This window comes from Tepidibacillus fermentans, assembly GCF_004342885.1.
Classification (GTDB): Bacteria; Bacillota; Bacilli; order Tepidibacillales; family Tepidibacillaceae; genus Tepidibacillus; species Tepidibacillus fermentans.
This window is the reverse complement of record NZ_SMAB01000006.1, coordinates 18,233-31,655: the sequence shown is the minus strand read 5'-3', so window position 1 is coordinate 31,655 and position 13,423 is coordinate 18,233. Positions and strand designations below refer to the sequence as shown.

Genomic DNA, 13,423 nt, shown 5'->3' with positions numbered 1-13,423 from the left:
ATCTCCTCCTCAAATCTGTATATGATATAGAAAGATAGAGAAAAGACAGGAGAAAAGATGATGATTGAAGAGGTTAAGAATAAATTAAAAAATCGAGATATCCGGATTATGGGTATTGAATCCATGTCCAAATATGCTGTGCTCATTCCTTTAATTGAAGAGGAAAAGGGTTCTCTTTCTATTCTTTTTGAAATTCGCTCCAGACAATTAAGACGTCAACCTGGTGAGATCAGTTTTCCCGGTGGTAGGATCGAGTCTACAGATTTACAATATCAAGATGCAGCAATTCGAGAAACATCTGAAGAATTAGGTATAGAGAAAGAAAGAATACAGATTATAAATCAACTCGATACATATATCCCATCTCCACGAACCGTCATCTATCCTTTTGTTGGTTCTATTCGTCGACCATTTCATCCGAATCTTAATCCTGACGAAGTTGAATCCATTTTTACTGTACCACTCCATTTCTTTTTACAGACTGAACCGGAAATATATTATATTGAATTAAAGATTGAACCAGAAGAAAAATTCCCCTTTCACCATATCCCTGAAGGAAAAAACTACCCATGGCGAAAGGGGAAAATCCCTAAACTATTCTATTATTATGAAGATAAGGTCATCTGGGGAATGACTGCTCAAATTCTCCATCATTTTATCCAGATTATTCGCTAAAAAATTAAGCATGTTTCCCGACAAAGATTCTTTTTCCGATAATCACAACAAGTAAGATCGCAATACTCGTTAAAACGATTGTCCCTCCTGTAGCCAAATCAAAAAGGTATGAAAAAACGATTCCGAGAATTACAGAGAGCAAAGAGAACAGGATACTATAGAAGTACGCTTTACGAAAACTATTGGCAATTTGTAAACTTGCTGCAACAGGTATGGTCATTAATGAAGAAACCAGTAATATCCCAACGATCCGCATCGATAACGAAATGGTAAGTGCAACTAAAACAATAAATAGGGTATTAATGAACCGATGGGGTATTCCACTTAATCGAGCAGCTTCTTCATCAAACGACAAATAAAAAAGCTCTTTAAAGAAAAGATAGACAAGTAAGATAATCACAATACCGACAATTAAAATCGTCCACAGATCTTGTTTTGAAACAGCCATGACACTTCCAAATAAATAACTAAATAAATCCACATTAAATCCGTTTGCCAAACTGATTAAGACGACCGCAATTCCAATACCAGCTGATAGCATGATAGGAATAGCCAATTCTTCATACGAGCGATAAAGTTTGCGTAATTTTTCAATTCCTAACGCGGCTAAGACAGCGAATATCATACCAGAAAGTACTGGATAAATACCCGCTAATATACCCGCAGCTACCCCTGCTAATGTAACATGGGATAATGTATCCCCGATTAACGAAAGTCTTCGTAAAACAATAAAAACCCCAATGGTTGGGCTAATCACAGCAATCATGATCCCTGCTAGAAGTGCTCTTTGCATAAAATCATATTGTAACATATCGAACATCTTATGATTCCTCCAAGTGATGATGATGGGTTACTAAACTCATTTCTGATCCATAAGTTTTTTCTAATACCCCTCGTTGTTGTTCAAATTCTTTTGGTGTCCCATGAAAAAATAGTTGTTTATTCAGACAAGCCAGTTTGCTTACTTTTTCTGTTACCATTCCAATATCGTGAGAAACCAAAATTAAGGTCATCCCAAGATCACGATTTAATTTACCCATCAAGCGGTAAAATTGGTGAACAGATTTCGTATCTACTCCGACAGTTGGTTCATCCAAAATCAAAAGTTTTGGTTGACTAACAATCGCCCGTGCGATAAATACTCTTTGTTGCTGTCCTCCGGAGAGCTTTGAAATATTCCGCTTTGCAAGCTCTTCTAATCCAACTAATTTTAATGCTTCCTTTACTTTTTCGCGATCGGACTTATGAAGACTACGGAACAGCCCAATTGATCCATAAAGACCTGTTTCAACGATCTCTTCTACGGTTGCTGGAAAACCACGGTTAAAGCTGTTTGCTTTTTGTGAGACATAACCAATCTTTTTCCAATCCCGAAACTGCTCAATTGGTTGGCCAAATAGCTTTATTTCTCCATTTGAAGGCTGAAGTAGACCAAGAATAATTTTGAGTAATGTTGACTTTCCTGAACCATTCGGCCCAACTAAGCCAAAAAACTCTCCTTCATCCACAACGAGATTCACATGGTTTAGGACCTGGTTGTTTCCATATTGAAACGATAGATTGTGAATTTCAATTAATGGTTGTGGCATCTATTTCACTCCCAAAGCAATTTGTAGTACTTCAAGGTTTTTATTCATCATCGAGAAGTAGTCTTCCCCTTTTTCAATCTCTTCTTTTGTTAAAGTTTCAATTGGATTTAACGTTAGGGGTTTTGCTCCAATCTCATTCATAATTGTCGTTGCGTATTTGGATTCGACTAATGGTTCAAAAAGAATGTATTTAATGTTCATTTTTTTTCCTTCATTTACAATCTCAGCAAGTTCCTTGGGGCTTGGTTCATCTGATGGGGTTAATCCTGCAATAGCAACTTGTTTTAATTGATAGCGATCCGCTAAATACCCAAAAGCAGCATGCGAAACAAAGATTTCCCTTGCCTTTGCATCCTTTAACTTATATTGATACGTTTTGTCTAACTGAATAAAGGATTCTCTTAATTGTTCATAATTCTTTGTATAGGTATCTTTATGACTAGGATCGACTTTGATTAAACCATCCTTGATTTTTTCAGCTTGAATCATTGCATTCATTGGGTTCAGCCAAACATGGGGATCGGCACCACCTCCGTTTTTGTGATTCTTTTCTTCTTCATTTAATGTAAGAAGCCGAATACCCTCCGTACTATTTACTACTGTCATTTTCCCTTGGTTGTTTTCTACAATTTTTTTCGCCCACTGATCAAAACCGGTTCCGTTATAGACAAATAGGTCCGCTTTTTGCAACTGAGCTATTTGTTTTGGCGTAGGTTCAAAATCATGTGGCTCAGTTCCAGCGGGAATCATATTGGTCACTTCGACATAATCACCACCGATTTTCTTAGCAAAATCGGCCAAGACATAAAAACTTGTATATACTTGTACTTTATCTGCATCTTTTCCCTTTTGCGTTCCGTTGTTCGTCGCGCATCCAGCAAAAACGATCAAGGTAAGAATAAGTATCGACAGCAAAATACCGCTTTTTTTCATTTTTTTCATCCCTTCTAAATCGTAATAATTCTTATTTACTTATATTATTATATTGAACTTTTTTATTTTTGTAAATCGTAATGATTCCGATTTAACTTTTCATATTTTTAAAAAGTTTAAAAAGATTGGCTGAAAAAAAATCTATGTATATACTAAAGGTTAGAAGTTAGAAAGTTGGATCTTGGAATCAAAGAAATTAAAGAACACATATCATTTTAAATACATGTTGGAGGTGCCAAACGAATGGAAAAGGTGATTCAAATTAAAGGCCATATTATTCGTGATGATATTATAAAGCGAATTGACGCCTCTTGTGTTCAATATAATGGTACATACCGTGTCCTTGAGCTACAGATTGGTAGACAAGTTGATGATATCTCAAGTGCAAAAATAGCTCTTGACATTAATGATGAAGGATTTACTTTAATTCTCAACGAATTAACGAACCTCGGAATTGAAATTCCCTCGATGAATAATCAAGCTAGATTAGAACCGAGTGAAAAAGATAAAACGGTTCCCGACGATTTTTATTCCACCACCAACCATCCAACAGAGGTATTCCTTGATGGAAAATGGGTCCGAGTTCAAAACCAACGAATGGATGGCGTATTAGTGGTTAAAAATGGTGAAGTCTTTTGTACAAAATTACGTGATGTCAAAAAAGGTGATCTCATTGTATGTGGATCTGAAGGTGTACGTATACTTACGAATAATGATGAACAAAATGATCACGACTTTGCCTTTATGGTGAATGATGTCAGCTCTGAACGTCGAGTTGAAATTGCAGTAAAAAAATTAGCAGAAGAAATGAAAGCGATTAAAGCGAAAAAAGGTAAAATTATCGTTGTGGCTGGTCCAGTTGTTATTCATACTGGTGGTATGGACGCCTTTCAAGATATGATCCGGAAAGGATTTATTTCCGGACTACTATCTGGTAATGCTTTAGCCGTACACGATATTGAACGTGATCTCTTTGGTACATCCCTAGGTGTGGATCTAGATACTGGCAAAGTAGTAAAAGGTGGACACAAAAACCATATGAGAGCGATTAATGCTGTCAATAAATCAGGAAGCATCCGTCAAGCCGTTGAAGATGGGACAGTAAAAAGCGGAATTATGTATGAATTAGTGAAACATAATATCCCTTTTGTATTAGCAGGTTCCATTCGTGATGATGGCCCTCTCCCTGATACGATGATGGATTTAATCGAAGCACAAGAAGCCTATGCTCAAATGGTTAAAGACGCAGATATGGTGATTATGCTATCCACAATGCTCCACTCGATTGGTACGGGAAACATGTTACCTAGTTGGGTTAAAACCGTAGTGGTCGATATTAATCCTGCTGTAGTTGCCAAACTCGTTGATCGTGGTTCTGCACAAGCCAAGGGATTAGTGACAGATGTTGGCTTATTCCTAACACTCTTAAATCAGCAACTCTAAGGAGGGACACGATGAATCTCGTAGAAAAAGAACAACAGCTTCTCTCCAAATTAAACCAAATGAATCGCGTTCTTGTCGCTTTTTCTGGTGGTGTCGATAGTACTTATCTTGCTAAAATGGCATTCGAAACATTAAAGGAGAACGCAATTGCCGTTACAATTCAAACTGAATATGTACCACAAAGAGAGATTAATGAAGCTAAAGAATTAGCAAAAATAATTGGCATTCCTCATCAACTAATTCACTTGGATGCCTTAACGAACCAAAATATTTCAGGAAATCCAATTGATCGTTGCTTTTTTTGTAAAACCGACCTCTTTACCCATCTTATACAAACTGCAAATAAATTAAACATTGACACGATTATCGATGGCTCGAATCAAGATGATATCAAAGATTATCGTCCAGGTGTAAAGGCATTACGAAATCTAGGAATCCGTAGTCCATTAAAGGAAGTAGGGTTTACCAAGCAAGAGATCCGTGAACGATCGAAAGCGCATCATTTGCCCACGTGGGAAAAAGCCTCTTTCTCTTGTTTAGCAACTCGTATTCCTTATAACGAAACGATTACAATCGAAAAACTGCAACAAATTGAAAATGCCGAGCAATTACTTTTTGAGCTTGGCCTAAAACAATTTCGATTACGTCATCATGGTGAGATTGCTCGAATAGAAGTTTTACCTAAAGATTTTTCGCAGATTATTGTCAATCATCAAACCATCGTCAAACAACTAAAAAAACTTGGGTTTCAATATGTTACCCTTGACCTAGAAGGATACGTTACAGGGAGTCTAAATCGACAACTAAAATCATAATAAGGAATAAAGGCGGAAATAAGCAGATGAATTCGAAAGAATATCTTATATCTGTTCTAAAAGAAGTCCAAAAAGGTAACCTATCAATTGAGGAAGCCTCTAAAAAATTGCAAGTCTATGAAGATTTAGGATTTGCTAGACTCGACCTTCATCGAGCAAAGCGTGTGGGATTTCCCGAAGTGATTTATGGCGAGGGCAAAACTGTAGAACAAGTAGTTATGATTTTTGAACGATTAGTAACCAATCATAATGTTGTCCTTGCGACAAGAGTGACTGAAGAAATGGGTAGAGCAGTTACTGCCAAGTTCCCCTCTGCAGAATACAACAAAAGAGCAAGGACCATTTTATGGAAAAAAAATTCAAAACCTGTTCATCAGGGATATATTGCTGTGGTATGTGCTGGTACATCTGATCTTCCTGTTGCAGAAGAAGCTGCAGTAACTGCCCAAGCGATGGGAAATGAAACGAAACTCATTTGCGATGTTGGTGTCGCAGGTTTGCACCGCTTAATTGATAAAATCGATTTGATTCGAAAGGCCAATGTGATCATTGTAGTGGCAGGTATGGAAGGCGCTCTTCCCAGTGTTGTCAGTGGATTAGTTGATAAACCGGTGATCGCTGTTCCTACTAGTGTAGGATATGGAGCTAACTTTGGAGGTCTATCTGCTTTACTCGGAATGTTAAACTCTTGTGCAAGCGGAGTTTCTGTTGTCAATATTGATAATGGCTTTGGAGCAGGTTATCAAGCAGGGTTGATTAATAAAGGAATGGATCCTTCATATAAAGGGGAGTAAACAATGAGAGTTGTATATTTCGATTGTTTTTCTGGAATTAGTGGCGATATGGCTCTTGCTGCTCTTATAGATGCAGGAGCAAATCGGCAATACATTGAAGATGAGCTAAAAAAACTGCCAATTGAACCCTTTACCCTTCATTATAATAAGGTAGTAAAAAAAGGAGTAACTGGGTTAAAATTAGACGTTCTTCTTGATCCAGCTACTGAAATAGTTCACCATCGGCATTTTGTGGATATTGTGCAAATGATCGATCAATCCCAATTGCCACAAAAGGTAAAAGCTCGTGCTAAAAAAATTTTTGAAAAGATTGGAAAAGCAGAAGCTAAGGTACATAATATATCTTTAGACCATGTTCATTTCCATGAAGTTGGAGCCGTGGATTCTATTGTTGACATTATTGGAGTCAGTTTAGCACTAGAGGACTTACGAATTGAACAGATTTATACCTCCCCAATTCCGCTAGGATCAGGCCAAATTAAAATTGAACATGGTATTTATCCAATCCCTACTCCTGCAACATTAGAAATATTAAAAGGAATTCCAATTCGCTCCTCTCAAGTTCCTTATGAAATGACGACGCCAACAGGAGCTGGAATCGTGGCTGCATTGGGAACAGACTTTCATGGTTATCCTTCGATGACGGTACAAGCAATTGGCTACGGTGCCGGAGCTAAAGATTTTGATGATCGGCCTAATGTATTGCGAGCAGTAATTGGTACGACCAATGAACTATATCTAACAGAACCTCAATTTTCTTTGCATCATGATCATGAGCATCATCATCAAGAACATCATCATGACCATCATAATCCTTTGACAATGCCATAATCAGGTTTGTAATTTGCAGCGCGTCCTTAGTTCTACGTGCCTTTTTTGATTAAAGACCATGAGAGCTACTTGATTATTCGAGTAGCTTTTGTTCATTTAACCACTGATATCCTTTTTCTTTTGCCTGATCATAAACCCATTTAAGTGGAACTTGATGTTCTTTAGCTAACTGCATACAATCCTCATACTCAGGTGCAAATTGAACGATTTTCCCTGCTCGTTTCCCTATCTTAACTGTACATTTCCCCCACTCTGTTTCCACCTCTATAAATTCCCTTTCTAAACGATGAACAGTATATGGTGTATATCTTATACCAAGTGTCGTCGTTTCTTGAAAAATAAAATCCATCACCTTTTCACGAATTTCCTCCCGGCATAAAACATGAAGAACCTGTCCTGGACGATTTTTCTTCATGATCACTTGAACAATATACACATCATTTACGCCAAATTTAAATAATTGTTCCATCAAATATCCATAGAACTCAGGATTCATATCATCAAGTGAAACCTCGATTTTTATCATCTGATCGTCAATATGTTCATCAGAATTGTATTTCACTTCTTCCACCAGCCTTGTTCTTATTTTTAGTTTAAAAAAATATTACCATTTTCCACCACACATAGAAAAGAGAACATTTTCTTAAACTACCATAAGGAACAAAAGACAATGATCAATATTTTGGAGAGATGAAGGATGGGTAAATGGTTTCACACAAAACTATTCCTAATGATTATTCTTCTGAGTCTACTACTGTCTGTTACACCAATCGATGCGAAAGAAAAAATAACAAATCAAAATCAAGAACGTATGCGTCTATTTAAAAAAATGGAAAATCTTTATCAAATCCCATGGTATTATATAGCAGCCATCAACCAATTTGAAAAAAATATCCAGCCACAGCGTCAAGACTTACCGATTAAAAAAGGCATAATTTCCATTTTCTTCACTAAAAATCAATGGGCAGGATTTATCAACCCGAATCCAGATGACCATAACCCAGGTACGATTCGCTTTTTTCATGGAATAGGTGTAGATGGAAATGGTGATGGAAAAGCAAACCGAGACGACGATATGGATGTACTGATTAGTTATTTAAGCTTGTTATCTGGCTATGGCACTACAGAAGAACATTTAAAACTATGGTTAACCCAATATTACCATAGTGAACAGACCGCAAAGATTATTTTAGAAATTGCCAAGATTTATCGACATTTCAATACCTTAGACGTAACAGATCGAGTTTTCCCTATACCAAAATGGAATAATTACTCCTATCGTAGCACATGGGGTGATCGCCGCGGATGGGGTGGCCTTAGGATGCATGAAGGAACAGATATCTTTGCTTCCTATGGAACACCCGTAAGAAGTGTAGCCTATGGTTATGTTGAAATACTAGGATGGAACAAATATGGAGGTTGGCGTGTGGGTATTCGTGATGCCAATAATATTTACTATTATTACGCTCATTTAACAGGTTTTAAAAAGGGATTGAAAGAAGGAGACCTCGTAAAACCGGGAGATGTCATTGGCTATGTTGGAAGTTCAGGATACGGACCCAAAGGAACCCAAGGAAAATTCCCTCCCCATTTACATTTTGGCATGTACAAGTTTAACGGCAGAACCGAGTGGGCATTTGACCCTACTCCTTATCTAAGAGCTTGGGAACGAAAAATGAAAGCGAAGAGATAAAAAAAACTCTTTACAAAACCGTCGTTTTCCAGTAATACCTGACATGTTACGGCTTTCACAGGACGACCATTGTCGGAATGTAACATTAATTAGGAAAATCTCCTTTAGATATAATATAGATGTACTCTAAAAAAGGACTTAACTTAATTTTATATTTCCCTACAGAAAATAAGAATACCTGAGAGAAAATTTTAAAAATAATGTACCCAATAATTACACCCAGAAAATTAAGTATTATATCGTTAATATCAATAGTTCTGTAGAGAAAACCAACTAATAATGAAATCAAAAATTGTAATAACTCTATTGTTGCACCCAGTAATACCCCAATATAGAAAATTCTTTTCCAACTAGTTTTGAAAATGTAAGAAATACCAAAGCCAAAAGGGATTGTCAATATAATATTTAATATTATTTGTTCTTGATAAAATGTTTTAAAGTTAAAAGGTATAGTATTCAAATTAGAGAAGAAGGGCATGCGCTTCATTTCCTCAATCCATGGGCCTTGAATAGGTATAGGAAAAATAGTATATTTTATAACATAAAGTATATAGATAAAGAAAATAGAATAGAAGGTTAAATAAAGAACACTTTTCTTCTTTTTATATCGCAAAAATAGATTTATTAAAACTAGTATAATTATTCCAATTAAAATGGTTAAACTGTCAAAATCAAGCAATATAATTCACCTCTTTGCAGTAATATAGATAGCCTCTTAGAAGGCTATCTATATTTTACTTAGTTACTAATGTACCTGAACCCTTCTCATTCCATCCATCATCTTCTACTTTATAAACTTGTAAATAATACTTGCCTGCAGTTTCAGATCCTAAGTTTGCATTAAAATATTTAGATGAGTTTAAAGTACTATAGGGAGTAACTGTTGTCGAACCGGCAAAAGGATCAAATCCAAATACAGATTTATATACAGAAAATGTTACTGGTGCTGGACTTGGATTATGCCCTCCGTCTAAACTATAAGGATAAATATTACCGCTAATAGTCATAGTTCCCGATGTCAAATCATGGTATACACTATTTTTATCACCATCAACGATTCTATAATCCAAGGTTAAACTCCAGTACGAGGTATTAGCAAGTACTGGTAAAGCCATTACGACTGATAATAATAAAATAACTGTTGTGCTAAACAACTTATGTTTCATTTAACCCCTCCCAAAAATTTATGCATCGCGATGTTAACATTATTTTAACAATAACTCCGAAATATGTAAATGAATCTAATCTACTAATTTCTAAATATTAATAGTTTTCTTAGAATTACTTTTATAAGCCCGAATTAAGCGAAAAAAGAAGCATGTTCTTTTCAACTCATGCTATTTTTTTTATAAATTTTCCATTTTTCCCGACCAAAATAATCATTGATTCGCCGATGCCTTTGCCTTTGATTTCCTCATGGCAATTGTTAGAGTTACGGCTAGTCCTCCCCATAGAAGAGAGGCACCAAAGATAAACATGATGATTGCACTTGTGTTCATTTAGATACCCTCCTTCTGATAACCAGGGATCGTTTTAACAATAACCGCAAAAGTGATAGCTGCTAAGGCAACGCCCCAACCAAAGACAATGAGGCTATTTAATGGATAATCTCCACCGCCAAATAGTTTCGTAAACTCATTATAGAAATTAATCACTGTCATGATTCCTAAAATGATTGGAGTGACAAAGCGAATCATAATTTCCCACCAACTACCAATGCGATAATCCGAAAGTAAGTTATTATGCTCACGAATGGTAGTTAAATTAAAGAACCAACCTAATAGGATGACTTCAGTAATACCAGATAAAACAATTCCAAAAGCATTAATGAAATGGTCAACAATATCTAGGTAGTATAATCCTCCACCGGAAGTATAAATCACACTACCCAAAAACCCAACCAATGATGAATAAATCACAGCTTGTTTTCTACTTAACATAAACTTGTCCATAATGGCTGCAATCACGACTTCTAATATGGAAATGGCAGAGGTTAATCCGGCGATAAACAATGCTGTAAAGAATAGTACCCCAATCAAACTATTCATGGCAGGAAGTTGGTTAATGATTTGTGGGAATACGACAAAAGCGAGTCCAACACCTTGCCCTGCTACCTTATCTATCGGAATCCCTGTCGATTGTGACATGAAGCCAATTACACCAAAGACACCCAGTGCCGCTAAAAATTCAAATCCGCTATTCGCAAATCCAGTAATAAATGCGCTATTATTAATCTCTGCTTTTTCGGGTAGATAACTAGAATAAGTAATCATAATGGCAAATGCAACACTTAAGCTATAAAATATTTGTCCATAGGCTGCCACCCATGTATTGGCATCAAAGATTTTGCTGAAATCAGGCGTTAATAACACATTTAATCCCTTTACAGCTCCAGGCAATGTCACCCCACGAATGGTAAAAAGAATCATAATCACTGCTAATAATGGCATTAAAAATTTAGATGCTTTTTCGATTCCTGCTTTTACACCACGGAATAGGATAAAGAAAATAACCGCCCATACACCAAGTAATGTAAAGAAGATCGGCCACTGAATTCCACCAAAATTCCATACGCCTTTAGATATGTGTAAATATTCAGAAAATAAGAATGCGTTTGTATCCTTGCCCCATTTCAATCCAACGGAGAACCAAATATAGTTGGCACTCCATGCAATAATGACAACATAATACATCATAATAATGAATGAGATGAATACCTGCCACCAACCTAGCCATTCAGCATTCCTTGAGATTCTACGAAATGATAAAGGAGCAGAACCTTTGAATTTATGCCCTACTCCAAACTCTAAGATTAAAATGGGAATACCCGCAGTTAATAATGCAAAAAAATATGGAATTAAAAAGGCACCCCCACCATTTTCATAGGCTACGTAGGGAAATCTCCAGATATTGCCTAATCCAACTGCAGAGCCAATTGCTGCGAGAAGAAAACCAGCACGACTCCCCCATTCCTCACGTTTACCCATACTTTTTCCCCCTTTGTTGTTGTTTTAAATATTATGATTTGTATGAGTTTTGTATAACATTTATATTAACGCATTTCAACAATAAAGGGAAGAAGGAGATTTCTATTTTTTATTTCTAAAAAAAATGGCCTTAAACTTCAAGGCCATTTTTTTATTGTATATTGATTCTTCTATGAAACTGATTTGGATCTTTTTTGGGTAAATCAAGGATTAATACACCATTGTTATATTCCGCTTTAATCTCATCCGTTTTAATATTAGATACATCAAAGCTTCTCGTGAATGAACCAAAGCGTCTTTCTTTTCGAATATAATTCTCTTTATTATCTTCAACTCTAGCCTCATGTTTCGCATGAATAGTTAAACGATTATTATCCACTTCAATATTGATATCTTCTTTTCTAAAGCCGGGTAGTTCTGCTTCTAAGACAAAATGGTCCCCTTTGTCAACGATATCTGTTCTAAAATTTGGGAAAGTAAAATTAAAATTATCTAAAAAATTTTTTTCTAACTCATTAAAGTAGGTAAAAATATCATTTGTTCCTCGACGAAAAGGAATTAAATCAAACATACCTATTCCTCCATTGTTTTTTATTTTTATTATGAGGAATAGAATCCATTTTTATGCATCGTTTGATTTAAAAGGTGCACAAGAGTCTCGAATTACCAACTCATGAGGAATAATAATTCGTTTAACTGGTTCTTTGGGATTTTCAATTTTTAAAATAAGATTTTTTGCCGCTTCAAATCCTAAATCAAAAATATTGATATCAATCGATGTCAGAGGTGGGTTTGAGACTTGGGCTAAAAGTACATTATTGAAACTCACAATGGAAATATCATTGGGTACTTCAATCCCCATGGTATTTAGTTTGTTGATCACTCCTAATGACATGAGATCATCTGCCACTAATAAAGCAGTAGGAGGTTCTTTTAACGACATTAACTCTTCAACAGCTACTTGTCCTCCTTCAATTAAAAATTGCCCATGGATAATATATTCTTGTCTGACCACTAATCCTGCCTCTTCAAGCGCTTTTTTGTATCCTTGCATCCGCTCAATGGTTACTACTAAATGAGGATTTCCACCGACAAAACCTATTCTCTCATGACCTAAAGATAGCAAATACTTTGTCCCATCTTTTGCCGCTCTTACATTATCATTGTCTACATGAGTAATCTCCTCTGTATCTTTATGCGGTTTACCAATCACAACGAATGGAAATTGATTTTCCTTTAAATAATCTACTATTTTATCTTCAATTTTTGAATATAATAGGATTGCCCCATCTACTCTGCTACCTTGCACCATTTGTACAATATCATGAAATATTTCTTGCTCTGTTTTCCCCGTTACCATATATAAAGCATAATGTTTTTGGTGAGCCCCTTCACTAATTCCACGGAGAACACTTGGGAAAAATGGGTTCTGGAAAAAAGTATCCGTCGAACTGGGCATAACTAAACCAATCGCTTGCGTTGATTGACTAGCAAGGCTTCTAGCGATTAAATTGGGGTGATAGCCAAGTTGTTTCATCGCCTCTCTTACTCGTTCTTTTGTTTTTTGACTAATGCGGGGACTATCTGCTATGACTCTAGAAACGGTTGACGGTGCAACATTAGCAAGTTTTGCTACATCTTTAATGGTTACTGACAATTCAAT

Annotated in this window: 16 protein-coding genes; 6 read left to right on the top strand and 10 right to left on the bottom strand. The window is 36.1% G+C overall.

Annotated features, from left to right (window positions below):
- Positions 1-60: 60 nt before the first annotated feature.
- The gene (locus tag EDD72_RS05305; RefSeq protein WP_424565532.1) at positions 61-675 is read left to right on the top strand and encodes an NUDIX hydrolase; all 615 of its coding nucleotides are present in this window, start codon (positions 61-63) and stop codon (positions 673-675) included.
- 4 nt (positions 676-679) lie between these two features.
- Here the strand turns inward: EDD72_RS05305 and EDD72_RS05300 are convergent, their stop codons facing one another.
- From EDD72_RS05300 to EDD72_RS05290, 3 genes are read right to left on the bottom strand one after another with little or no spacing between them, the layout of a single operon-like run.
- A complete protein-coding gene (locus EDD72_RS05300; protein ID WP_132768010.1) occupies positions 680-1,495 on the bottom strand; it encodes a metal ABC transporter permease in 816 nt (271 codons plus the stop codon).
- Position 1,496: 1 nt separating this feature from the next.
- A complete protein-coding gene (locus tag EDD72_RS05295) occupies positions 1,497-2,264 on the bottom strand; it encodes a metal ABC transporter ATP-binding protein (protein ID WP_132768008.1) in 768 nt (255 codons plus the stop codon).
- Complete coding sequence (locus EDD72_RS05290) at positions 2,265-3,197, bottom strand: metal ABC transporter substrate-binding protein (protein ID WP_165894975.1); 933 nt, start codon at positions 3,195-3,197, stop codon at positions 2,265-2,267.
- Positions 3,198-3,440: 243 nt separating this feature from the next.
- Here EDD72_RS05290 and EDD72_RS05285 point away from each other — a divergent pair, with 243 nt between their 5' ends.
- From EDD72_RS05285 to larC, 4 genes are read left to right on the top strand one after another with little or no spacing between them, the layout of a single operon-like run.
- On the top strand, positions 3,441-4,640 hold the full coding sequence (locus EDD72_RS05285) for an ornithine cyclodeaminase, nickel-pincer nucleotide-dependent (RefSeq protein WP_132768004.1): 1,200 nt from the start codon (positions 3,441-3,443) through the stop codon (positions 4,638-4,640).
- Between the two features lie 11 nt (positions 4,641-4,651).
- Positions 4,652-5,455, top strand: coding sequence for an ATP-dependent sacrificial sulfur transferase LarE (larE, locus tag EDD72_RS05280; protein WP_132768002.1), 804 nt, complete (start codon positions 4,652-4,654; stop codon positions 5,453-5,455).
- Positions 5,456-5,481: 26 nt separating this feature from the next.
- Entirely contained in the window at positions 5,482-6,249 is a 768-nt protein-coding gene (larB, locus tag EDD72_RS05275) for a nickel pincer cofactor biosynthesis protein LarB (RefSeq protein ID WP_132767999.1), read from the top strand.
- 3 nt (positions 6,250-6,252) lie between these two features.
- Positions 6,253-7,080, top strand: a complete 828-nt coding sequence (gene larC / locus EDD72_RS05270; protein ID WP_132767997.1) for a nickel pincer cofactor biosynthesis protein LarC — start codon at positions 6,253-6,255, stop codon at positions 7,078-7,080.
- A 73-nt stretch (positions 7,081-7,153) separates the two neighbouring features.
- Here larC and larC2 read toward each other — a convergent pair whose 3' ends face one another.
- Positions 7,154-7,642, bottom strand: a complete 489-nt coding sequence (larC2, locus tag EDD72_RS05265) for a nickel pincer cofactor biosynthesis protein LarC2 (RefSeq protein ID WP_243643780.1) — start codon at positions 7,640-7,642, stop codon at positions 7,154-7,156.
- Between the two features lie 135 nt (positions 7,643-7,777).
- Between larC2 and EDD72_RS05260 the strand changes: the two genes are divergently transcribed.
- Positions 7,778-8,773: a M23 family metallopeptidase gene (locus EDD72_RS05260; RefSeq protein WP_207893647.1), complete on the top strand. Its 996-nt coding sequence runs from the start codon at positions 7,778-7,780 to the stop codon at positions 8,771-8,773.
- 85 nt (positions 8,774-8,858) lie between these two features.
- Here the strand turns inward: EDD72_RS05260 and EDD72_RS05255 are convergent, their stop codons facing one another.
- From EDD72_RS05255 to EDD72_RS05230, 6 genes are all read right to left on the bottom strand, one after another.
- Entirely contained in the window at positions 8,859-9,452 is a 594-nt protein-coding gene (locus EDD72_RS05255) for a VanZ family protein (protein WP_165894974.1), read from the bottom strand.
- A 55-nt stretch (positions 9,453-9,507) separates the two neighbouring features.
- Positions 9,508-9,939, bottom strand: a complete 432-nt coding sequence (locus tag EDD72_RS05250; RefSeq protein ID WP_132767993.1) for a hypothetical protein — start codon at positions 9,937-9,939, stop codon at positions 9,508-9,510.
- A 213-nt stretch (positions 9,940-10,152) separates the two neighbouring features.
- Positions 10,153-10,272 (bottom strand): MetS family NSS transporter small subunit, encoded by a 120-nt coding sequence (locus tag EDD72_RS05245; RefSeq protein WP_132767991.1) that lies wholly within the window; start codon positions 10,270-10,272, stop codon positions 10,153-10,155.
- Positions 10,273-11,760: a sodium-dependent transporter gene (locus EDD72_RS05240; protein WP_132767988.1), complete on the bottom strand. Its 1,488-nt coding sequence runs from the start codon at positions 11,758-11,760 to the stop codon at positions 10,273-10,275.
- 151 nt (positions 11,761-11,911) lie between these two features.
- Positions 11,912-12,331 carry an Hsp20/alpha crystallin family protein gene (locus EDD72_RS05235; protein WP_132767986.1) on the bottom strand — a complete coding sequence of 140 codons (420 nt, stop codon included), beginning with the start codon at positions 12,329-12,331 and terminating at the stop codon, positions 11,912-11,914.
- A gap of 51 nt (positions 12,332-12,382) precedes the next feature.
- A complete protein-coding gene (locus EDD72_RS05230) occupies positions 12,383-13,417 on the bottom strand; it encodes a LacI family DNA-binding transcriptional regulator (protein WP_132767984.1) in 1,035 nt (344 codons plus the stop codon).
- Between the last annotated feature and the right edge of the window lie 6 nt (positions 13,418-13,423).